This is a genomic window from Seonamhaeicola sp. ML3, assembly GCF_023273855.1.
Lineage (GTDB): Bacteria > Bacteroidota > Bacteroidia > Flavobacteriales > Flavobacteriaceae > Seonamhaeicola.
In genome coordinates this window covers 1,414,639-1,438,466 of the sequence record NZ_CP096884.1, presented here as the reverse complement: position 1 = coordinate 1,438,466, position 23,828 = coordinate 1,414,639, and the positions used below count along the sequence as shown (strand labels likewise).

General features: G+C 35.7%; 22 protein-coding genes. 14 read left to right on the top strand and 8 right to left on the bottom strand.

Going from position 1 to position 23,828, the window contains the following annotated elements:
* The first annotated feature begins 27 nt into the window (after positions 1-27).
* The 7 genes from M0214_RS06530 (at position 28) to M0214_RS06500 (ending at position 7,960) form a co-directional block, all read left to right on the top strand.
* On the top strand, positions 28-1,131 hold the full coding sequence (locus M0214_RS06530; RefSeq protein WP_248724662.1) for a CNNM domain-containing protein: 1,104 nt from the start codon (positions 28-30) through the stop codon (positions 1,129-1,131).
* Positions 1,132-1,136: 5 nt separating this feature from the next.
* Positions 1,137-1,610: a methylated-DNA--[protein]-cysteine S-methyltransferase gene (locus tag M0214_RS06525; protein WP_248724661.1), complete on the top strand. Its 474-nt coding sequence runs from the start codon at positions 1,137-1,139 to the stop codon at positions 1,608-1,610.
* A gap of 55 nt (positions 1,611-1,665) precedes the next feature.
* Entirely contained in the window at positions 1,666-2,817 is a 1,152-nt protein-coding gene (locus tag M0214_RS06520) for a serine hydrolase (protein ID WP_248724660.1), read from the top strand.
* Positions 2,814-3,527, top strand: coding sequence for a 3'-5' exonuclease (locus M0214_RS06515; RefSeq protein ID WP_248724659.1), 714 nt, complete (start codon positions 2,814-2,816; stop codon positions 3,525-3,527). The genes M0214_RS06520 and M0214_RS06515 overlap by 4 nt, the downstream gene beginning before the upstream one ends.
* 44 nt (positions 3,528-3,571) lie before the next feature.
* The gene (locus M0214_RS06510; RefSeq protein WP_248724658.1) at positions 3,572-3,919 is read left to right on the top strand and encodes a GIY-YIG nuclease family protein; all 348 of its coding nucleotides are present in this window, start codon (positions 3,572-3,574) and stop codon (positions 3,917-3,919) included.
* Between the two features lie 8 nt (positions 3,920-3,927).
* Positions 3,928-5,607 (top strand): ABC transporter ATP-binding protein, encoded by a 1,680-nt coding sequence (locus M0214_RS06505; RefSeq protein ID WP_248724657.1) that lies wholly within the window; start codon positions 3,928-3,930, stop codon positions 5,605-5,607.
* A 394-nt stretch (positions 5,608-6,001) separates the two neighbouring features.
* The gene (locus M0214_RS06500; RefSeq protein WP_248724656.1) at positions 6,002-7,960 is read left to right on the top strand and encodes an acetoacetate--CoA ligase; all 1,959 of its coding nucleotides are present in this window, start codon (positions 6,002-6,004) and stop codon (positions 7,958-7,960) included.
* Positions 7,961-7,964: 4 nt separating this feature from the next.
* Here the strand turns inward: M0214_RS06500 and M0214_RS06495 are convergent, their stop codons facing one another.
* The 6 genes from M0214_RS06495 to M0214_RS06470 form a co-directional block, all read right to left on the bottom strand.
* Complete coding sequence (locus M0214_RS06495; protein ID WP_248724655.1) at positions 7,965-10,313, bottom strand: penicillin-binding protein 1A; 2,349 nt, start codon at positions 10,311-10,313, stop codon at positions 7,965-7,967.
* 66 nt (positions 10,314-10,379) lie between these two features.
* On the bottom strand, positions 10,380-10,874 hold the full coding sequence (locus M0214_RS06490; RefSeq protein WP_248724654.1) for a gliding motility lipoprotein GldH: 495 nt from the start codon (positions 10,872-10,874) through the stop codon (positions 10,380-10,382).
* Entirely contained in the window at positions 10,861-12,051 is a 1,191-nt protein-coding gene (locus tag M0214_RS06485; RefSeq protein ID WP_248724653.1) for a regulatory iron-sulfur-containing complex subunit RicT, read from the bottom strand. The genes M0214_RS06490 and M0214_RS06485 overlap by 14 nt, the downstream gene beginning before the upstream one ends.
* A gap of 191 nt (positions 12,052-12,242) precedes the next feature.
* On the bottom strand, positions 12,243-12,473 hold the full coding sequence (locus tag M0214_RS06480) for a ferredoxin (RefSeq protein ID WP_248724652.1): 231 nt from the start codon (positions 12,471-12,473) through the stop codon (positions 12,243-12,245).
* On the bottom strand, positions 12,473-13,717 hold the full coding sequence (locus M0214_RS06475; protein ID WP_248724651.1) for a peptidase U32 family protein: 1,245 nt from the start codon (positions 13,715-13,717) through the stop codon (positions 12,473-12,475). Before M0214_RS06475 ends, M0214_RS06480 begins: the two co-directional genes overlap by 1 nt.
* Before the next feature lie 4 nt (positions 13,718-13,721).
* A complete protein-coding gene (locus M0214_RS06470) occupies positions 13,722-14,795 on the bottom strand; it encodes a rhodanese-related sulfurtransferase (protein ID WP_248724650.1) in 1,074 nt (357 codons plus the stop codon).
* A 302-nt stretch (positions 14,796-15,097) separates the two neighbouring features.
* Here M0214_RS06470 and recA point away from each other — a divergent pair, with 302 nt between their 5' ends.
* The 4 genes from recA (at position 15,098) to M0214_RS06450 (ending at position 18,661) form a co-directional block, all read left to right on the top strand.
* Positions 15,098-16,096: a recombinase RecA gene (gene recA / locus M0214_RS06465; protein ID WP_248724649.1), complete on the top strand. Its 999-nt coding sequence runs from the start codon at positions 15,098-15,100 to the stop codon at positions 16,094-16,096.
* Positions 16,097-16,210: 114 nt separating this feature from the next.
* Complete coding sequence (locus tag M0214_RS06460) at positions 16,211-16,621, top strand: hypothetical protein (protein WP_248724648.1); 411 nt, start codon at positions 16,211-16,213, stop codon at positions 16,619-16,621.
* 33 nt (positions 16,622-16,654) lie between these two features.
* Positions 16,655-17,197, top strand: coding sequence for an RNA polymerase sigma factor (locus M0214_RS06455; RefSeq protein WP_248724647.1), 543 nt, complete (start codon positions 16,655-16,657; stop codon positions 17,195-17,197).
* A complete protein-coding gene (locus tag M0214_RS06450) occupies positions 17,198-18,661 on the top strand; it encodes an outer membrane beta-barrel protein (RefSeq protein WP_248724646.1) in 1,464 nt (487 codons plus the stop codon).
* An 84-nt stretch (positions 18,662-18,745) separates the two neighbouring features.
* Here the strand turns inward: M0214_RS06450 and M0214_RS06445 are convergent, their stop codons facing one another.
* The gene (locus tag M0214_RS06445) at positions 18,746-19,345 is read right to left on the bottom strand and encodes a 1-acyl-sn-glycerol-3-phosphate acyltransferase (RefSeq protein ID WP_248724939.1); all 600 of its coding nucleotides are present in this window, start codon (positions 19,343-19,345) and stop codon (positions 18,746-18,748) included.
* 212 nt (positions 19,346-19,557) lie between these two features.
* On the opposite strand from M0214_RS06445, the gene trpS reads away from it, so the two are divergent.
* Positions 19,558-20,526 carry a tryptophan--tRNA ligase gene (trpS, locus tag M0214_RS06440; RefSeq protein WP_248724645.1) on the top strand — a complete coding sequence of 323 codons (969 nt, stop codon included), beginning with the start codon at positions 19,558-19,560 and terminating at the stop codon, positions 20,524-20,526.
* Here the strand turns inward: trpS and dprA are convergent.
* On the bottom strand, positions 20,523-21,626 hold the full coding sequence (gene dprA / locus M0214_RS06435) for a DNA-processing protein DprA (RefSeq protein ID WP_248724644.1): 1,104 nt from the start codon (positions 21,624-21,626) through the stop codon (positions 20,523-20,525). The genes trpS and dprA overlap by 4 nt on opposite strands.
* Positions 21,627-21,730: 104 nt before the next feature.
* Between dprA and M0214_RS06430 the strand changes: the two genes are divergently transcribed.
* Together M0214_RS06430 and M0214_RS06425 are read left to right on the top strand one after the other, a co-directional pair.
* Entirely contained in the window at positions 21,731-23,092 is a 1,362-nt protein-coding gene (locus M0214_RS06430) for an SPOR domain-containing protein (RefSeq protein WP_371873547.1), read from the top strand.
* A gap of 78 nt (positions 23,093-23,170) precedes the next feature.
* On the top strand, positions 23,171-23,683 hold the full coding sequence (locus M0214_RS06425) for an acyl-CoA thioesterase (protein WP_248724643.1): 513 nt from the start codon (positions 23,171-23,173) through the stop codon (positions 23,681-23,683).
* Positions 23,684-23,828: the final 145 nt, after the last annotated feature.

Sequence of the window (23,828 nt, the reverse complement as noted above, 5' to 3'; positions counted from 1 at the left end):
AAATTAGCCCGAAACTAAAACTTATCCATGGCCTTACTTATATTCTACGGCATTATTTCCATATTCTTTTCATTTTTATGTTCCATTCTCGAAGCCGTTTTATTGAGTGTAACCCCAACCTTTATTAATGTAAAAAAGAAGGAAGGTAAAGCCTATGCCTTAGAACTCGAGGCTCTTAAAAAAGATGTAGACCGACCTTTAATTGCAATTCTAACCTTAAACACAATTGCGCATACAGTTGGTGCCATTTTAGTGGGAGTGCAAGCAAAAGTAGCTTACGCAGAAATGTATGGTTCTGAAACGAAAACCATTCTTGGGATAAAGTATACCGAAGATGTGATGGTGGGCGTAGTGTCTACAATCATGACCATTTTAATTTTAATTGCCTCCGAAATTATCCCAAAAACCATTGGAGCTACTTACTGGAAAGGACTCTCAAACTTTACAGCAAAAGCCTTAAATGTGCTTATTTTTCCTTTAAAATGGACAGGTATGCTTTGGTTACTGCAATTAACCACAAAACTTGTTGGAGGTAAAGGACACGGCAGTGTTCTAAGTAGAGAGGGATTCATGGCCATGACAGATATAGCCCAAGAGGAAGGTGTGTTTCAAGAATCTGAAAGTAAGGTTATTAAAAACCTCCTAACGTTTAAAGAAGTGAAGGCAAAAGACGTTATGACACCAAGAACGGTCATGAAAACGGAAAATGAAACCTCTACCGTAGAAGAGTTCTTTAAAAAAAACCTAAACTTACGGTTTTCACGAATCCCTGTATACTCCGAAAACGCCGACAATATATCAGGCCTTGTACTTAAAGATGAAATTTTCAAGGAAATGGCTTTGAAAAAAGGAACAAAAAAACTAGCAGATTTAAAACGCGATATTATTGTTGTAAGTAGAAATTTGCCTATACCTACGCTGTTTGAAAAACTTGTTGAAAGCAGAAATCACATGGCTCTTGTGGTTGATGAATATGGTTCTGTTAGCGGTCTTGTTACCATGGAAGACGTTATTGAAACCCTTCTAGGCCTGGAAATTATGGATGAAAGTGATAATGTATCGGATCTGCAAGTACAAGCACGTAAAAATTGGGAAGCTAGAGCTAAAAAATTAGGAATTCTTGAAGACTAGGACTAATGGAAACTTGTATCATCTACACGCCTTTGGGATATGCTAAAATTGTTGGCGATGTTGATGGTATCACTTCTATATCCATTTTAAATACCGAAGAAAAAGTCACCGATATAATTCCTGAAGTTCTTGAAGACTGTGCGATTCAACTCAAGGAATATTTTGACGGTTCCCGAAAACAATTCAGCTTAAAACTAAATCCTCAAGGAACCGATTTTCAAAAAAAAGTTTGGGAATATCTTGAACAAATCCCTTACGGCAAAACATGTTCGTATTTAGAACTTTCAAAAGCGCTGGGAGATTCCAAGGCCATAAGGGCCGTGGCAAATGCCAACGGGAAAAACCCGATATGGATTGTTATACCCTGCCACAGAATTATAGGTTCAGACGGCAGCCTAACTGGCTATGCCGGTGGATTACACCGAAAACAATGGCTTCTTAATCACGAAAGTCCGTTTAAACAAATGTCTCTTTTTTAGTGTTTTCAATAGTATAGAATTTTCTTATCTTTAGTTTCCACACAAAACCTAGTCTATGAAATTCTTGAAAAAAATTATAAAATGGATTGCTATTCTTTTTGGGGTATTGGTTTTGGTACTTTACATAACAGATACCGATTATCTCCTAAAAGCAGTTAGAACCATTTATCTAACAGGCCATACTACAGCGTATTTAGAGGATTATAAAAAATTCGACAGTCAAGCCATAGAAAATGGGACACCACAACCTTGGCCCAACCACAAAGATTATAATACTGTTGAAGAAACTAAAGGCCTAAAAGCTATAAATGAAGCCAATGGCACCATTGCATACGTTATTATAAAAAACGATAGTATTTGGTTCGAGAATTACTATGATGGTTTTAATGAAGATTCACAGTCTAACTCCTTCTCTATGGCCAAAAGTTATGTTTCAGGACTTATGGGCAAAGCTATTGAAGAAGGCTACATTAAAAGTTTAGATCAACCTGTGGGCGATTTTCTTCCAACATTTAATGAAGGTTTAGCAGCTAAAATGACCATTGGTCATTTATCTAGTATGGCCTCCGGAACCACTTGGGACGAGCGTTACTATTCACCTTTATCTATCGTTACCAGAGCCTATTTTGACGATGACCTAGAGAAAGTGATGTTGGGCTTAAAAATGGAAAAAGAACCCGGAAAAAGTTTCAAGTACTCCAGTGGCGATACACAAATGTTAGCTATGGTTATTGAAAAAGCTACAGGAAAAAAACTCTATGATTATCTAACAGAGAGCTTCTGGAAACCACTGGGCTGCGAAAACCCAACTCTCTGGCAAGTAGATAGTGAAGCACATGATTTGGTAAAAGCCTATTGCTGTATTGCCAGTAACGCCAAAGATTTTGCCCGTTTTGGAAAACTTTATAAAGACCACGGTAAATGGAATGGTAAGCAAATTCTAGATTCTGCTTTTGTTGCTAAGTCATTAAAGCCCGTATATCCAGATGGCGATGTTTATGGCTACGGGTGGTGGCTAAAATCTATTGAAGACAAAAACTTCTTTATGATGCGAGGACATTTAGGGCAATACGTGATTGTGGAGCCTAACGATAATGTGATTATTGTACGCTTAGGGCACTCTAAAGGAGATAATACTAAAGTAGGACACTACACTTCAGATATTGATACTTATATTTTTGAAGCCTATAAAATGCTTGGTGAATGATTTCTAAAATAAACCTTGAAAACATACTATTCTTAGATATTGAAACCGTTCCAGAACATCAATATTTCTCTGATTTAGATGAAGACAAGCAGGCCCTCTGGGAAAGTAAATCTAAATACCAAAGGAAAGAGGATTATACCGCCGAAGAGTTTTACCAACGTGCTGGCATTTGGGCCGAATTTGGTAAAATAGTTTGTATTTCGGTAGGGTATTTTAATATGCAAGGTGATTTAAGAAAGTTCAGGGTAACCTCCTTTTATGGAGACGAGGTAACTATTTTAAAAGATTTCAAAAATCTCTTGATAACACACTTTAGCCAGAATAAACATTTACTTTGTGCTCATAACGGAAAAGAATTCGACTTTCCATACATTGCACGCCGCATGATTATTAACAACATTGAGTTACCTTACAAGCTAAACCTTTTTGGCAAAAAACCATGGGAAGTGCCACATTTGGATACTTTAGAATTATGGAAATTTGGTGATTATAAAACCTATACATCCTTGAAACTATTAACCAATGTTCTGGGAATTCCTTCTCCTAAAGATGATATTGACGGCAGCGAAGTTTATGGTGTGTTTTACAAAGAAAACAATATTGACAGAATTATCCAGTATTGTGAAAAAGATACGATTGCCGTAGCTCAAATCTTCTTAAGATTTCAAGGGGAGGAAATATTAAATGACGATGAAATTATTCATATATAACTATGAATGTCAGTTCGAGCGGAGTCGAGAACCAAAAAATTATATTGAAAAAATATTACGTGTATATACTAAAATGTAACGATAATACCTTTTATACAGGTATTACATCAAATTTAGAAAAACGCTTAGTTCAACATAAAGCTGGATTTGACCCCAATTCTTATACCTTCAAAAGAAGACCAATAAAATTAGTTTGGAATCAAGATTTTTTTGACCCAAATCAGGCCATAGTTTTTGAGAAAAAAATAAAGAAATGGAGTAAAGCCAAAAAGAAAGCTCTAATTAAGGGTGATTTTGACTTGTTACCCACACTCTCGGAGTGTAAAAATGATTCGCACTACAAAAATAAAGGTCTCGACTCCGCTCGACCTGACAAGAACCACCCTAATTAAAACTATCAATGCAAAAAGAACCCATACTATCAATTAAAGACCTTGCCATTTCGTTTGGAAATAACGAAGTGATTCATAATATTTCCTATAATCTTTTTGAAAACGAAATTTTAGGTATTGTTGGTGAATCTGGTTCTGGTAAATCGGTATCGTCATTATCTGTTTTAGGGTTACTCCCTAAAAACATTTCTAAAATCACTTCTGGTAGTATCTTTTATAATCAGGAGGATTTAACTCAACTATCTCCTAAAGCATTTCAAAGTATTCGGGGTAACAAAATAGCTATGATTTTTCAGGAACCTATGAGTTCTTTGAACCCTTCAATGACCTGCGGAAAGCAAGTTCAAGAAATACTTTTTCAGCACACAAACTTATCTAAAGCCGAAAGCAAAACAGAAGTTATTTCGCTATTTGAAAAAGTAAAACTCCCTGAACCTAATCGGGTGTTTAAATCTTACCCTCACGAAATTTCCGGCGGACAAAAACAACGGGTTATGATTGCCATGGCTATTGCCTGTAAACCCGATATTTTAATTGCGGACGAGCCTACCACAGCACTAGACGTTACTGTTCAGAAAGAGATTATTAAATTACTTAAAACACTTCAAGAGGAAACTAAAATGAGCGTGATTTTCATCACCCATGATCTAGCACTCATTTCTGAAATAGCCGATAGGGTATTGGTTATGTACAAAGGTAATATTGTTGAAGAAGGTCATGCTGCGGATATTTTCAATAATCCTCAACATAATTACACTAAAGCACTTATTAATTCACGTCCATCATTAGATACAAGACTGAAAGTATTACCAACTATTCAGGATTATTTAGAAGATGCTATTTCAGATGAAATAATAACTGCTGAACAACGAAAAAATCAGCATGAAAAAATTTATGGAAAAACTCCACTACTTGAGGTCATTAATGTTGAAAAAACATACTTTAGTAAATCGGGATGGTTTTCAAAACCGAAAGAATTCAATGCAGTAAACAACGTGAGTTTTAAACTCTATGAAGGTGAAACCTTGGGATTAGTTGGTGAGTCTGGTTGTGGAAAATCTACCCTTGGAAACGCCATTTTACAACTTGATAAAGCCACGGCTGGATCAATTATTTACAACGGGGTTGATATTACCAAACTCTCCAAGTCCGCGATTAAAAAATTACGGAAGGATATTCAAATCATTTTTCAAGACCCATACTCGTCATTAAATCCAAGAATTCCTGTTGGGGAGGCTATTTTAGAACCCATGCGTGTTCATGATCTTTTCAATTCGGAAAGAGAACGAAAGGAAAAAGTCATTGAAATACTTAACCGCGTTGGATTAACTGAAGATTATTTTAATCGGTATCCACATGAGTTTTCCGGCGGACAAAGACAACGCATTGGTATTGCGCGAACCATTGCTTTACAACCTAAACTAATTGTTTGCGATGAATCTGTTTCGGCATTAGACATTTCCGTTCAAGCTCAGGTACTCAATCTATTGAACGAACTAAAAGAAGATTTTGGATTCACTTATATTTTTATTTCCCACGATTTGGCCGTAGTAAAATATATGTCTGATCAATTACTAGTTATGAATCAAGGTAAAATTGAAGAATTGGATGATGCAGATGTTATCTATAATAACCCGCAAAAAGAATACACAAAAAAATTAATTCATGCTATACCCAAAGGGCTATAGCATGAATATTTTTTTTGTCAAGTAAAATAAGCCTCTAAAAAACTGTAAATTTTCATCTAAAGTTTCCCGAAACTTACTTTCCTTAAACGAAGCCTTTTCAATTGAGCTTGTCTCAACTGTAGGCAGTTCAGGTAGATTTGGTTCCATAATTTTGTAGGTTAAGTTCATGGTTGATTTGGAACAAAAAAACTATTTTGGTTTGGTTGATTTGGGATAGCTAATATCTAATTTTATTTCAAAAAACAAGTCAAAAAACATTTTTTTTCGATGAAATGCACAATATTTTTTTGTTTTGTAGGTTTTAAACTTCATTTTATCTAAAACTTAAATTTTGGACTTAATTAAATACCCCATTTAAAATATTTATCTTTGAGTAAGTCGATATTATATTTTTATGAATAAGCTTTGGGAACCAACCGATCAATTTAAAGATAATAGCCAATTACAGTCGTATTGCAATTGGCTACAAAGTAATCTGGATTTGTCATTCTACTCCTATCATGAATTATGGCAATGGTCTGTAGCTAATGTCGAGACCTTTTGGGAAAGCATATGGGACTATTTTAAGATTACATCTTATTCATCGTATAGCAATATTTTGTCCTCTCAAGTTATGCCAAACTGCAAATGGTTTGAAGGCGCTACTCTTAATTATGCAGAACATATATTCAAGCAATCCAAACCCAACGAAACAGCTATTTTTTTCAATAGTGAATTAGGTAATAGGCAAGAACTATCTTGGCAAGTTTTAGAGACTAAAGTGGCCTCAATGATAAGCTATCTAAAATTGCTAGGCATAAAAAAAGGAGACCGTGTAGTTGCATTTATGCCAAATGTTCCCGAAACGACCATAGCATTTTTAGCAGTTAACGCCTTAGGTGCGATTTGGTCCAGTACATCTCCCGATTTTGGAACAGAAAGCGTAGTTAACCGATTTGCTCAAATCGAACCTAAAGTGCTTTTTGCTGTAGACGGTTATAGCTATAACGAAAAACCCTATAGTAAAACCGAAACGGTCAACGATATAGTAGCCGCTTTACCAACTTTAGAAAAGGTTATTGTACTGCCCTATTTAGATAAAAATGCCCTAGAAAGTTTCCCTGATACGTATGAAAATATTGAAACCATTTTTAACAATTATAAAGGTACTTTAGAATTTCAACCTGTTGATTTTAATCATCCTATTTGGGTCTTGTATTCCTCGGGGACTACTGGACTTCCTAAAGCTATTGTGCATTCGCATGGCGGCATTTTATTAGAACACTACAAGTACATGGCATTTCATAATGATGTACATGCCGGTGAGTGTTATTTTTGGTTCACTACCACAGGCTGGATGATGTGGAACTTTTTACAATCTGCCTTATTAATGGGCGCTTCTATTGTTTTATATGACGGCAGTCCTACACACCCGAATTTTGATTCCCTTTGGAAGTTTTCAGACGATTTTAATATTCAACATTTTGGAACAAGCGCACCGTTTCTTGTTGCCAATATGAAAAAACATGTTGATATAAAAAGTAAACACAATCTATCTTCAATAAGATCCATAAGTTCAACAGGAGCACCCTTGCCTGCCGAAGCCTTCAATTATGTTTACGATAACATTAAAAATGATGTTTGGTTATGTTCTATGGCTGGAGGAACCGATGTTTGTACCGCCTTTGTTGGTGGCTCTCCATTTAATAATGTATATTCTGGTGAAATACAATGTAGAGCCTTAGGAGTGTCGCTATTTGCTTTAGATGAGCTTGGAAACCCCATTGAAAATGATTTAGGAGAAATGGTAATAGATAAACCCATGCCATCCATGCCTATTTATTTCTGGAACGATAAAGATAATGCTAGATACCTCTCAAGCTATTTTGAAGACTATCCTGGGAAATGGCGTCACGGCGATTTTATAAAAATAAATTCCAAGACCAAAGGACTTGTCATTTACGGACGCTCTGATGCTACTTTAAACCGACATGGTATAAGAATTGGAACCAGCGAAATATACAGCGCTGTAAATAAAATTAATACTGTTGAAGATTCTCTTATAATAAATTTAGAATTAGAAGGTGGCAAACACTATATGCCCCTTTTTGTAAAACTAAAACCAGGTATTGTACTAACCGAGGCTATTAAAAAAGCCATAAACCATCAATTAAAAAGTGATTATTCACCACGCCATGTTCCAGATGTTATTATCGAAGCTCCCGATATTCCTTATACCATTAGTGGAAAAAAAATGGAAGCTCCTATCAAGAAAATATTACTTAAAATGCCTATTGAAAAGTCTATAAATATAGACGCTATGCGTAACCCAGAATCGGTGAAATTTTATGTCGATTTTGCAGAAACTATCTAAAGTTTTAAAACCCTTCTAAATCATCCGGGATTTCATTATCTAAATCATCATCTGTTAGCATGTCCTTTTCTGTCAATTTAGAACAATCCACTACAATAGATAACGCTTCGGGTTCTTCAAATTCTTCTTTAGATATGTTTAAAGTTTCGTCGGCATAACAGCTTTTCATATAAATTCCCCAAATTGGTAATGCCATAGCTGCCCCTTGTCCATATGTTATACTAGCAAAATGAGCCGCTCTATCTTCGGCACCAACCCAAACACCTGTAACTAAATTAGGCACCATGCCCATGAACCAACCATCACTTTGGTTTTGGGTCGTTCCCGTTTTCCCCGCTATTGGGTTTTCAAATTCATAAGGATAACCTGTTATTATTTCCCTAAAATCAACTCTCGTTTTTTCTCTGCCTTTACCTCTCAATCTAGCTCCAGAACCATATTTGGTAACCCCTTCCATAAGTTTTACGGCTACATAAGCTGTCTCTTCACTTAAAACATCACGAGTTTCTGGTTTAAACTGATAGAGTACAGTTCCATTTTTATCTTCAATGGTGGTTACCATCACCGGTTTAGTATAAACGCCTTTATTGGCAAATGTAGAATACGCCCCCACCATTTCATAAACACTTAAATCGGGTGTTCCCAGAGCAATAGACGGTACAGGAAGTATATCAGATTCAACACCTAATTTCCTTGCTAAATCAACCACAGGTTGTGGCCCAACTTGATCGATTAATCTAGCAGTAATGGTATTCACAGAATTAGCTAAAGCATCTTGTAAAGTTCTGTTTCCTCCATAATCATTTTCACCACCCGAGTTTCTAGGGCACCACTCTTCCATGTTCCCATGTTTCATTTTTTCAATACAATAAGGCGTGTCCGGAAACTCCTTGCATGGTGAATAATGTAATTGATCGATAGCGGTAGCGTATACAAAAGGCTTAAACGTAGATCCTATTTGGCGTTTACCTTGCTTTACCATATCGTACTGAAAATGCCTGTAGTTCATTCCACCTACCCAAGCTTTTACATGACCCGTATGAGGATCCATAGACATCATACCGGTTCGCAAAAACGATTTGTAATAACGCATGGAATCTATAGGTTTCATAATGGTATCTACTTCACTTGCTTTACCATCTTTCCATTGAAAAACGGTCATTTTTATAGGCTTGTGAAAAGATGCTTTAATTTCTTCTACAGATTTCTTAAGATCATAACGCATATGTCTCCAACGCTCAGAACGGCGCATGGATAATCGCATTAGGGTGTCTATGGCCCCTCTGGTTAAATCTAAAAACGGTGCCGTAGGATTTCGCATTGGTGTATTTTGATGGAAAAACTCGGCCTGTAATCTGGGCATATGTTGCTGTACAGCATCCTCGGCATACTTTTGCATACGCGAGTCTATGGTTGTGTAGATTTTTAAACCATCATTGTACAGATTCCATTTTGAACCATCAGGTTTGGGATTTGCCTTAATCCAATCTTTCATGAAATCATTTAAATAACCCCTAAAATATGTTGCAATGCCATCTCGGTGAGACTGCGGCGTGTATTTAACATCCAAATCGGTCTTTTGAAGAGAATCTGTGGTGCTTTTATCAAGAAACTCATATTTGTTCATCTGAGCCAATACCACATTTCGTCTATCTTTTACTTTAACGGGATTTCTTCTTGGGTTGAAATAAGCAGCGTTCTTAAACATGCCTACTAACATAGCAGATTCCTTTATTGAGAGTTCGTTTAGTTCTTTATCGAAATAAATTGAAGAAGCACTTCTTATACCATCTGCGTTATTTAGAAAATCATAAATATTGAAGTATTGTGCAATAATTTCCTCTTTGGTGTATTGACGTTCTAGACGGATAGCAATAATCCATTCTTTAACTTTTTGAAACGCCCGCTCTATTTTACTGCTAGAAACTTGCTTTGTAAAAAGTTGTTTTGCCAATTGCTGAGAAATCGTACTGGCTCCACCTCCTTTTCCCATCATGGCAATAGCTCGTAAAGTGCCTCGAAAATCAATGCCTGAATGTTTATGAAAACGAACATCTTCGGTAGCGATTAATGCCTCAACCAGATGTTTTGGGAGTTCTTCATAATTTACTGGAGTTCTATTATCGTTTAGGTAAAACTTACCTAAAGTCTGTCCATCTGAAGAGATAATCTCGGTAGCTAAATTAGTTTTTAAATTTTCTAACTGCGTATGATCTGGCATTTCGCCCAACCAGCCCCAAGAAGCTGCTAAGAAAATAAAAACTACAGATAATATGCCTCCTGAAAAAAGGATCCAAAACCAGCGAATAAATTTCGAAAAATCAGGAGTTGTATTTTTTTCTTTTTTTGCCATTTAATGCTTTACTGTTAAATACTTCTCGATACAATTCCGCCTAAGCGAAATCACTCGAAGTGACAATTATTTTGTTTCGGGCTTTTCTATTCTAAAACCAACATCTGTAATACCTTCTAACTCAATAACACCATGAACTTTTCCCTGCTCTCGCATAGCTTGCTGAATGTTAACAGTATAAGTGCCAGCTTCTTGAAAAACCACATGTTCCTTATACCAAAGTTTGTTCTCTTTAATATCGGTAAATCCTGTGCCTAACAACTTACCCGTGGGATCTGCCATCCTGTACTCTAAAGTATCTTTAATCGTCTTTCCATTGGGGAAAACCATTTCAACAATTAAAAACAAATTGTTGTATTTATAGGCATTGGTATTTCTTAGATTAACAAATAAATTATAGGCATTTGTAGAATCTGGAGGCGCAATATTAAAGCTAACAACAGAATCTTTATGCCAAGTATTGGGAATAGATTTATATGTATCGAACACACGATTTGAATCACAGGAAACCAATACAAAAGAAACAATTAAAAAAAATAGCCAAATTTTATTTTGCTGCATTTTTAGCGTTTTGAGGTTTTCTTCTGTTTTTGTTTCTATTTCTGTTATTCTTTCTGTTCCTATTATTTTTACGTCGTTTATTGGACTTTGGATTATCAAAGCGTGTTAAACTATCTTGACCTACAACGTTTTCAAACTCTGCCTTAGTATCTTCTGCTGTATCTGATGCATATTCTTCAAGGCTAGTTACTTTTATTTTATTTTTATTTAAATCTATAATCTCCAGTACTTGATCGGTAGTTAATTTATGCCAATTGGCCCACTCACCTTCATAAGCATACCACATGTGCCTTTTGAAAATATCGGTTTTTTGGCAAACAGCCGTCCCCTTTTCTGTGTAGAGTTTTGTATCAGTTTTTGGAAAATCTTTTAAGGCATCTAAATAAGTATCTAACTCGTAATTCAAACAACACTTTAACTTACCACACTGTCCAGCTAACTTCTGCGGATTTAGTGATAATTGCTGATAACGTGCCGCCGATGTACTTACCGAACGGAAATCGGTTAACCAAGTAGAACAACATAACTCGCGCCCACAAGAACCTATACCTCCTAATCTTGACGCCTCTTGTCTAAACCCAACCTGTTTCATCTCAATACGGGTTCTAAACTCGCGCGCAAAAACTTTAATGAGTTCTCTAAAATCCACACGTTCTTCGGCGGTATAATAAAATGTGGCTTTACTGGCATCACCTTGAAATTCGATATCAGAAATTTTCATGGATAGTTTAAGGTCAATCGCAAACTGTCTTGCCTTTACCTTCATGGGCTCTTCCCTATCACGGGCTTTCTGCCAAATATCTATATCTTTTTGAGAGGCTTTTCTATAAATTTTTAGCCCTTCTTCAATATTATCTGGAATATTCTTGCGCTTCATTTGTACGCGAACCAATTCGCCAGTAAGCGTAACCATACCAATGTCATGACCTGCTTTTGCTTGTGTGGCTACAATATCGCCAATACTAAGTGTTAAATTTTCAGGATTGTGGTAGTATTCTTTTCGTCCGTTTTTATAACGAACCTCAACCCAATTAAATGGTTTTTCACCACTTGGAAGTGACATGTTAGATAACCAATCGAAAACAGTTAATTTATTACAACTGTCTGTACCACAAGTACCATTGTTTTTACAGCCTTTTGGTTGGCCATCTTTAGTTGCGCAGCTTTGGCAAGCCATATGTTTTATATATTGAATTCGCTAATAATTAAGTTATTGCGAATGGAGATTTATAATTAATTTAGTTTCCCGCCTTCGCGAGAATGACAATTTAATGGTTTTTTTGAAATGAAATTTCAAAAAAGAATCTTATCGACGTAAAGATAAGATTATTATACTTACCTAAAAATTAGCCAAGTTAAAATAGCGTCTTAAACGTTCTTTACACTAATTATTTTAACTGGACAGGCTTTTGCAGCTTTATCGCAATCCTCAAAAATAAACTCGTCGGGCGACTTTACCGTATAAAACCCTTTCTTTTCTTTGGCGTGCAAAAGCACACTTTTCCCGTCTTTTTTTGACATTTGAAATTGCATAGGCGCTAATTCTACACAGTAATTACAGCCAATACATTTATCGCGTTGCAACGTAACTACTACCATTAAGCCTCTACTTTATTTTCTACAATTTTATAAAGTTTATCTGAAGGCCTAATCCTAAAACCTAACGGAATAGTTACAGAATCTCCTTTTGAAGCTGAAGATAGTTTTTCATCATTAACTAACATGTCTTCGACAGCTAATTCTTTTACTCCTGTAGTTGGCCCAGTAATGAGGATGGTATCACCAATACTCAAATCGAACGCTTCAATTTTAAACTCACCAATTTCTGGCTTTGGGAAATAGTGCATGCCCTTACCAATATAAACTTTCTTTTGGGTAGCATGTGAACCCGAACCTTTACTCCACTCACCTAATTTCTGACCTAAATAATAACCGCTCCAAAACCCTCTATTGTAAACCGTCTCTAAAGTTTGCATCCAAGAAATCACTTCGTCCTTATTATAAGTTCCGTTGGCAATACTATCAATAGCTTCGCGATAACATTTTATCACCTTTGCAACATATTCTGGCGCTCTGCCTCGTCCTTCAATTTTTAATACTTTGATTCCTGCATCTACAACTTGATCCAGAAAATCAATGGTACACAAGTCTTTTGGTGACATGATATATTCATTATCAAGTTCCATCTCAAAACCGGTTTCTTGATCTATAACCGTATATTTCTTTCTACAATTCTGCTTACAAGCCCCTCTATTTGCAGAGGAATTATGCGAATGCAAACTCATATAACACTTCCCAGAAACCGCCATACAAAGGGCTCCATGACCAAAAATCTCAATCTCAACCAACCTTCCTGAAGGGCCTTTTATTTGTTCCTTTTCAATTTGCTCGGTTATCTTCTTTACCTGACGCAAACTCAATTCCCTACTCAACACCATAGTGTCTGCGAACATCGCATAGAACCTAACCGTTTCAATATTTGTGATATTGATTTGGGTAGAAATATGCACCTCCATCTGCTGCTCACGAGCCATGCCAATTACAGCCTGATCCATTGCAATTACGGCGGTAATATCGGCTTCTTTTGCTCTTTTAATCAAGGTTTTTACTATGGATAAATCGTGATCGTAAATAATCGTATTGAGCGTAAGATAAGTACGGACATTTTTAGCTTTACACCTTGCTGAAATCTCTTCAAGGTCATCTAAAGTGAAGTTAATAGAGGCCCTCGCTCTCATATTTAATTGCTCAACCCCAAAATATACCGAATCAGCACCATTATCCAATGCCGCCTGAAGTGATTCAAAATTTCCGGCCGGAGCCATTAATTCTATTTGTTGCATAGCACTATTTTTTATCAACCTTAAGATTTTCGTAAATATTTCTAAGGTCCTTTTTAAAGGGTAAATGATCTGCACGCCCTTTCTTAAAAATATCATTACTATTACCTTGTCCTTTTCGGAGAGCTTTTTGCTCTTCGTAAGGCAACGCATTTATTTCTTGACAGGTGGTAGAACAACAGTTATCCATTTCTTTCTTACAATCATCACATTGAATGAATAACAAATGACACGCATCGTTGGCGCAGTTTGTATGCACATCGGCCGGTTTACCGCATTGGTGACATTGCGCAATAACATCGTCACTTATCTTCTCTGCACGCCTATCATCAAAAACAAAGTTTTTACCAATGAATTTATTTTCCAACTCTTGCTCGTTTACTTGGCGTGTGTACTCAATAATTCCTCCTTCTAATTGAAATACATTTTTAAACCCTTTGTGCTTAAAATAGGCACTGGCTTTTTCGCATCGGATTCCACCGGTGCAATACATTACCAGGTTCTTATCTTCTTTGTGTTCTTTTAAATCGTCTTCTATGATATCTAAAGATTCCCTAAACGTATCAACATCTGGTGTTACAGCATTCTTAAAATGTCCAATCTCACTTTCGTAGTGATTACGCATATCAACCAGAACCGTTTTTTCATCTTCGATTAATTCATTGAATTTTTCGGCCCCAACATGTACACCTTTGTTCGTAACATCAAACGTATCATCATTTAAACCATCGGCTACTATTTTGTTGCGAACTTTTACCTTCAATTTTAAAAAGGACATATTATCTTGCTCTACCGCAACATTCAGTCTAATATCTTTTAAAAAGTCGATGGTATCTAGATGTTCTTTAAACGCATTGAACCTATCAGCAGGAAGAGATAATTGCCCATTAATACCTTCGGAAGCGACATAAATCCTGCCTAAAACATCCAGTTTATCCCAAACTATAAAAAGCTGATCACGAAATTCTTGTGGATTACCAATTTTGGCGTATTGATAGAAAGAAAGCGTTAAGCGGTCTTTTCCCGCTTGCTCAATTAACGCTGCTCTTTCTTTAGCACTTAATTTATTGTACAGTTGCATGCTATACTAATTTTTAAGGTTAAAGCCGCACAATGCGGAGTTAGAGGTTTTATTTTGAAAGGGCAAAGGTAAGTTATTTAGAACTAATACTATAAATGAGAATTAAAAAAGCACTTTGCGACCGCAAAGTGCTTTTCCGTTAGAATTGAGTTAGTTTTAGTTGTAATAAAGTAGGTGATTTTCACAGCATATCTTTACTACTTTTTAAGTAGATGCAAATTGTGGAAAAAGGTTGCGTAAGAAAATTGTATTGTGATAAAAGTTATAGTATTTTAGCAAGCATAACTTCAGAAAAAAGACAGATGAGTAAAGAAAAAGAAGCTAAACTAAAAGCATTAAAGTTAACATTAGACAAACTAGATAAAGCCTACGGAAAAGGTACCGTAATGAAGATGAGCGATGCAGCCGTAGAAGATGTCGATGCCATTTCCTCGGGATCGCTTGGACTAGATATTGCCTTAGGCGTAGGTGGTTATCCTAGAGGTAGAATTATTGAAATTTATGGACCAGAATCATCAGGTAAAACCACATTAACTTTACACGCTATTGCTGAAGCTCAAAAATCTGGCGGCATAGCTGCCTTTATTGATGCAGAACATGCTTTTGATAGATTTTATGCCGAAAAACTTAATGTAGATATAGACAACTTAATAATTTCCCAACCAGACAATGGTGAGCAGGCTCTTGAAATAGCCGATAACTTAATTCGTTCTGGTGCTATTGATATTGTTGTAATCGATTCTGTTGCCGCTTTAACGCCAAAAAGTGAGATTGAAGGCGAAATGGGAGATTCTAAAATGGGGCTCCATGCACGTTTAATGTCCCAAGCCTTAAGAAAGCTAACAGCCTCTATTAGCAAAACTAATTGTACTGTTATATTCATTAACCAGTTGCGTGAAAAAATTGGTGTTATGTTTGGTAACCCAGAAACTACAACTGGTGGTAATGCTTTAAAATTCTATGCTTCGGTTAGGTTAGACATAAGACGTTCAACACAAATAAAGAATACAGACGGTAGTGTTGCCGGTAACAAAACCAGAGTTAAAGTTGTAAAGAACAAGGTAGCGCCACCTTTTAAAATGGCCGAGTTCGATATCATGTATGGTGAAGGCGTTTCTAAGGTTGGTGAAATCTTAGATATAGCTGTAGATAACGAAATCATTAAGAAAAGTGGTTCTTGGTTTAGTTACGAAGACACCAAATTAGGGCAAGGAAGAGACGCTGTGAAAACACTCATAAAAGATAATCCTGAACTCATGGACGAACTCGAAGCTAAGGTTCGAGCCATTGTGACCGAATAAAACATTAAAAATCCCGATTTTATCGGGATTTTTTTATGCCCAAACGCAACCTTTTACTCCTCATAGCATCTAAGTATAAAAACGTGTATTAGTTACCCCAATTAAAGAATTGCTATGAAAAGAATTTTTTTATTTTGTTTGACACTAATATTATTTGCTTCATGTAACATAGATGATGATGGTTCAAACTTTAGCTATGAGATATTACCTGTTGAAAGTGTCGATATACCTGACGAGTTTACACTAGGAGAAGTGTATCCTATTACTATTTCATATTTTAGACCCTCGACTTGTTACGCTTTTAATGATTTTTATTATCTAAAAGACTTGAACGAGCGAACCGTAGCCCCTATTAATGTTGTTTTTAACCGAAACGACTGTGAAATTTTAGAAAATGAACTTGTTGAAGAAACTCTTAATTTTATGGTTACAAACACGGGGTCTTATATTTTCAAGTTCTGGCAAGGTGAAGACAATGATGGGGAAAGTCAATTTTTAACTATTGAAGTTCCCGTTACCAACTAAAAAATAGGAGTTTTAACTAATACATGTTTTAATTTGAGTTTAGATCAACTCATAGAAAATTGTAAAAACAATGATACTAAAGCACAAGGAGAACTGTACAAACTGTTTTCTAGTAAGCTATTCTCTGTTTGCTTAAAGTACTCGAGAAACTATGCTGAAGCAGAAGACAACCTGCAAGATGCGTTTCTTACAATTTTCAATAAGATAGAACAATACAAACATAAAGGTTCTTTCGAGGGGTGGTTAAAACGCATTACTGTAAACACCGTTTTACAGCGCTATAGAAATGAAAAAGTATTTGATATAATAAATGAAAATAGTGTTGAGGATAGTGAAGTAGAAATTGAAGAAGAAACGCTCTCGATAGATTTTCTATTACAGGTTATCCAAGAACTACCCGATAGGTACAGATTGGTTTTTAACCTCTATGTCCTAGACGGTTATTCGCATAAAGATATCGCTGAAATGCTGAGCATAAACGTAGGAACATCAAAATCTAATTTGGCAAGAGCTAGACAGATTTTAAAACAAAATATATTAGATTATAAGTCAGCACAGAGTGTGCAATCATTATAAATGAGTGAAAAAAAACACATAGACAGGTTATTTCAAGAAAGTTTCAAAGATTTTGAAGCGAAACCGAGCGATGCTGTTTGGAAACAAATTGAAGCTAACCTAAATAAGAAAAAGAAAAGACGAGTAATACCTATTTGGTGGCGCTACGCAGGTGTTGCAGCATTACTTTTATTGTTTTTCGCCCTTGGCAGCACGTTTTTCAAGGATGATAATATAGAGAATCCAAATAAAGTTGTGGAAACCGACAATTCCAACAATAATCCACCAGCTAACAACACCATTGTTTCTTACCCTGATGAAAAAGAAATAGATGAAGGTAAATCCAACAGTTCTCATTTCACCAATAAAAATACTTCAAAACAACGAGAACCATCGGTTGCTAAATCGTCACCACACAAAACTAACGAGGAAATTAAAGTAGAAAAAACACAAAATGTACTTTCTAATCAAACTCAAAATAATCCTGTAGTTGCTGATAACAGGGCTGTAAAAAACACCCATGAACAGAATGCAAACAATCAAAATATTGCTTCTGTGAATTCAGAAAAAAACGATACTCCTGCTAGCAGTGATCAAAATAAAATTTTGCAAACCAATTCTAATCATGCAATCGCAAAAAGCAAATCCGATTCAAATAACAATAACAATCAGGCCCTAGCCCTAAACGAAAAAGAAGAAAAAACGCTTACCATAGAGGAAGCCTTAAAAGAAAATAAAGACAACTCTGAAATAACTAAAAAAACCAACAGATGGGCAGTAGTGCCAAATGCAGCCCCGGTGTATTTTAATACGCTAGGTCAAGGGTCTTCCATAGACCCTCAATTTAACAATAATTCTAAGAGTGGCGAAGTTAATATGAGTTATGGTATTTCTGCCAGCTACGCATTAAATGATAAATTTAGTATTCGTTCGGGTATTCACAGAGTAAGTTTGGGGTACAACACAAACAACGTTGTAATATTACAAACCGCTGGTGTCTCATCTCAGAGTTCATTACGAAATATCAGAGAAAGTGGCCCAAGAAGTGTAGCTTCATCAAATAACCTTTCGGTTGCCAGTGAAGCAAACTTTAATGACGTTCCTTTAGCTTTCAACTCCACTAATTCAACACTTAATCAAGCGTTTGGATATATAGAAGTCCCTCTAGAAATTCAATATGCACTATCCAATAAAAAACTTGGTGTACATGTTATCGGTGGTTTTAGTTCTTTGTTTTTAAATAACAATGAAATATTTTCAGAATCTAAAAACGGCAATAGATTGTTTTTAGGAGAAGCTAGTAACTTAAACAAAGTAAGCTATAGTGCTAATTTTGGCCTAGGTTTCAACTATCACATTTCCAAAAGATTAGATTTGAATTTAGAACCTATGTTCAAATATCAGTTTAATGCATTTAATAATACTTCCGGTAATTTCACGCCTTTCTTTATTGGGGTGTATTCCGGATTCGCTATAAAATTCTAGGTTTTTGGTTAGATCTAGATAATTGGTTTTAGTAAGCTCAAAACCATTATCAAAAAAAACTGCTTCCTCCCCGGAGCAGTTTTTTTATTTGTTAAATTCCAGTAATTGATTTAAAATTAAAGTTCTGGATTTCTCATTCAAACTCTTAGTATCATCTATTGTTAAACTTTTAGTAGAAATGAATTTATGGATTCTAACGCGCATTTTTCCTGGACCGCCACTAAAAAAAGTATAAGAGAATCGTTTTTTATTGTCTGCAAAAGTAATAGGAACAATTGGTATTTGATGATTAATGGCTAATCGAAAAGCACCATCTTTAAAGTCATCTAATTCTATATGTTCCTCAGGCACGCCACCTTCTGGGAAAATGCAGATACTAAGTCCAGATTGTAACCGCCTTTGCGCCCTTAAAAAAACGGCCTGTCTGCTCTTGGCTGAACTTCTGTCAACTAAAATGCAGGTACGCTTATAGAAAAATCCAAATAACGGAATTTTGGCCAATTCCTTCTTCCCCACAAATACAAATGGATTTTTTACAGATACCAGCATGAGCATAATATCGGCCATAGAAGTGTGGTTTGCAATAAACATGTAACTCTTGCCTTTTTTAGGCACTTCATCTCTTTTTAAAACGTATCGAAAACCCATTCCTATTAAAATGAATTTAGCCCAAAAACGAGCCAACTTAAAAAAAAAAGGATACCATGATTCTTTAGAAATTGATATTAAAAGAACAGGAAACAAAATTATAATTGGAAATGCAACAAGAATGTAAAACCAAATACGATACAGTAACCAAAAAATGTATTTAAAAACAATCATTAGGGGTAAAAGTACATAATTGTATTGAGCAATTCTATTAAAAAAATTACCTTTGCCACCTCATAAAACTTACAATGGCAAGAATACTTACGGGCATACAAAGTACTGGAACACCACATTTAGGAAATATTTTAGGCGCTATACTGCCAGCAATAGAAATGGCACAAAAACCTGAAAACGATTCGTTTTTATTTATTGCAAACTTGCATACTTTAACACAAATTAAAGATGCCGAAACATTACGCACTAACACCTACTCTGTTGCAGCTACTTGGCTAGCCTTTGGTTTAGATATTGAAAAAACGGTATTTTACAGACAAAGCGACATACCACAAGTAACAGAATTATCATGGTATTTAAGCTGCTTTTTTCCATACCAACGCTTAACATTAGCACATAGTTTTAAAGATAAAGCCGATAGGTTAGAAGATGTAAACTCTGGATTGTTTACTTACCCAATGCTTATGGCTGCTGATATTTTATTATATGATGCCGAAATAATTCCGGTTGGTAAAGATCAGTTACAACATATTGAAATGACCAGAGATGTTGCCTCTAGATTTCATAGTAAAGTAGGTAATGTGTTTGTTTTACCCAAAGGAAAAATACAGGAGCAAACCAAACTTATTCCCGGTACCGATGGTGAAAAAATGAGTAAGAGTAGAAACAATACCATCAATATATTTTTAAATGATAAGAAGCTGCGCAAGCAAATCATGAGTATTCAGACCAATAGTACACCTTTAGAAGACCCTAAAGACTGGAGTACCTGTAATTGCTTTGCGATTTACAGCATTTTAGCTGACGAAGCACAGATAGAAACCATGAAAGCTAACTACGAAAAAGGTGGTTACGGTTACGGACATGCCAAACAGGCTTTATTTGAGTTAATCGTTGAAAAATTTGCGACTGCCCGCGAAAAGTACAACTATTACATGAATAACCTTGATGAGTTAGATAAAGCGCTGGCTATTGGTGCAGAAAAAGCTAAGACAGTTGCAGACGACGTATTGAGTAGGGTAAGAACCAAGGTAGGTTATTAAATAACTTCGAACATTTTCCCAGGAAGAGGTCTTAATACACCTTTTAATTCCATATTTAAAAGCGTACTAGACACTTTAAATATGGGCAGATTACAATGAATTGCAATAGCATCTAATTGTTGCTTTTCTTTTTCTTTTAAAAAGTTATAAATCAACTTTTCTGTGTCATCTAACGCAACAAATAACTGTTTTTGAATAGCAGGTTTCTGTTCGGCCTCAAATTGCCAGTTCAAGATATAAGGAACGTCCATAGGATCGCTCAACATCAAAGCCTTTTGGTGCTTAATTAAATTATTGCAACCTATACTTTGAGAATCTGTAACCCTTCCTGGAACTGCAAAAACTTCTCTATCGTAAGAGTTAGCAATATCTGCAGTAACTAGACTTCCGCCTTTTTCGGCAGATTCTACGACTATTGTGGCTTCACTTAAACCTGCAATAATTCTATTTCGCTTTAAGAAGTTGTTCCTATCGAAAGCATCCGAACTCCAAAAATCGGTTAAAAACCCACCGTTTTTTTCAACATCTACCATATACTTTTTATGAACCTTTGGGTAAATTTGGTTAAAACCATGAGCCAAACAACCTATGGTTTGCAATTCATTTTTTATAGCAGCTTTGTGTGCAGTTATATCGGTACCGTAGGCAAATCCAGAAATGATAACCGGATTGTAAGGCACTAATTTTTCAATGAGTGCCTCGCAAAAGGCTATACCACTTGTAGTGATTTTTCTTGTGCCCACAATACTAATTAACCTTTGATTCTCTAAATTAATATTTCCTGCTTGAAAAAGTAAAATAGGACCGTCTATACAATGCTTTAACTTTTCGGGATAATCTTTATCGGTGAAGTACGAAACCTTTACATTATTATCTCTTATAAATTGAATTTCCTGCTCGGCTGCTTTTAAATGTTTGGGGTTGTGAATATCCTGTAAAACATTTTGACCAATACCATCTATCTTTAAAAGGTTCTGCTTTTTTTCTTTAATTACGCGCTCTGGAGAACCACAGAACGAAATGAGTTTTTTAGCTGTTATATCACCTATTTTGGGCACATGTTGAAGCGCTAAAGCATAAAGCAAATCCGTTTCTGTCATTCTATATATTTGGTTTTTAAGGTGCAAGAAAAGAATTTTTACTATGTTAATAAATAGTTAAGTCGAAATTTCTTCCGGCAGGTTATTTTTTTAACTTTGTTTTCATGCAACTTGAGACCTATATAAGCGATTTACTTTACCGATACGAGTGCGTTACAATACCTAACTTTGGTGCTTTTTTAACACAAAGGGTATCTGCTTCAATTGATGCTACTACAGACACGTTTTTTGCACCCAGTAAAAGCTTATCGTTCAACGAACAAATTAACTCAAATGATGGGCTATTGGCACGTTATATCGCTGATGTTGAAAAGATTCCTTTCGAGGCTGCCAGCAAAAAAATTGCCAAACGCGTTAATGTTTTAAACTCCAGTTTAAAACAAGGGGAAACTCTACTTTTTAAAAATATTGGGGAAATCGTTTTGAGCTCTGAAGGAAAAATGTTGTTTGAGCCCTCGTACAAACTAAATTATTTAACAGATGCTTTCGGGTTATCCCAATTTGCCTCTCCAAGCATAAACAGAGAAACTTACAAAAAGGCCGTTGAAAATATTGAAAACACCACCCCAATTGTAATCTCTACTGAAAAACGCAAAACAAAATCTTATTTTAAATACGCAGCAGTTGCATTAATCGCATTGACTTTAGGAGGCTTTGGCGCTTCTAAGTTTTATGTAGATAAAATTGAATCTCATAACCAATTGGCTGAAAGAGAAGCCTATGAAAAACTAGATTCTCAAATCCAACAAGCTACTTTTAACCTTAATCCATTCCCTACCGTAACTTTAAATATTGCTAAGCAAACTGGTAACTACCATATTGTTGCAGGTGCGTTTAGAGTAGAAGAGAACTGCAAGAAAAAAGTAGAGCAATTAAAGGCCAAAGGGTATAAAGCCAGAAAGCTAGGTGTAAACAAATATGGTTTACATGAAGTGGTTTATGGTAGTTATGAAACAAGGAGCGAAGCAACCAATGCGCTCTACGACATTAGAAAAAACCACAACAAAGATGCTTGGTTAAAAAAGCAGATTATAGATAACAAGGTTTCTTCAAACCCGTCTGTGAGTACAACCAATACGGAAGTGCCACAAAATCCTGCAAAACGTATTGGCCCACCTGTCAGTCTTTCTTCAAACATTGATGAAAAATCAATTACAGAGAAAGGCCATTTCGTTTTTAATAACAACCCAAGTATAACACCTATCATTAAAGAAGTAGAGAATGTTAGCCCTGGTTTTTATACTGTTATAGGTGTTTTTCCTGATGTTTTGAAAAGAGACGAATACATTTTCAAACTTACCAAAGCTGGATATAAAAACATTGGTTTTTTCTTCGATAAAAAATCTCAAAACTATTTAATCTACAACGAGAAATTCCAAGATTTAGACTCTGCTAAAGCCGTTCTTTCTTCTAGTAAGAATGCTAAATTTAAAGGGAAGATTGGTGTTGTAAAGGTCGAGAACTAAGTCTTAAGACATTTTCCCTAGGTTTCTTTCTTAATTAATTAAAAGCGTATTACATTTACCGTAATTAAACGTGCAGTAATGAAAGCTAAAACGCCCGAAGAGTCTAAAACAGTACTTACAGATATGGTTTTACCTGGTGAAACCAATCCATTAAATAATTTATTTGGCGGTGAGCTTCTAGCAAGAATGGACCGTGCCGCCAGTATTTCGGCTAGGCGACATAGCAGACGTATTGTAGTTACAGCCTCTGTTAATCATGTGGCTTTTAGTAGAGCAGTTCCTCTTGGGAGTGTTGTTACTGTAGAAGCTAAAGTTTCTAGAGCTTTCAAGACTTCTATGGAGGTTTTTATTGATGTTTGGATGGAAGATCGCGAATCTGGTGAAAAGTCTAAAGCCAATGAAGCTATTTATACTTTTGTAGCCGTAGATGCTACGGGGCGCCCTATAACCATCCCAGAAATCATCCCAGAAACAGATCTTGAAAAAGAACGCTTTGATGCCGCTTTACGAAGAAAACAATTAAGCTTATTGTTGGCTGGAAAAATAAAACCTAGTGAGGCTACAGAGCTCAAAGCCTTGTTTGATAAATAAGCCCACCTGTTATTCCCTCGGAGGGCGGAATGACAAGTATTCCATAAAAAATCAATACTATATTCTCACGAAATCTAGTCTAGGTGATAAGAACCTAATAATACTATTTTGGAGATTCTTCGCTGCGCTCTGAATGACAAAAATT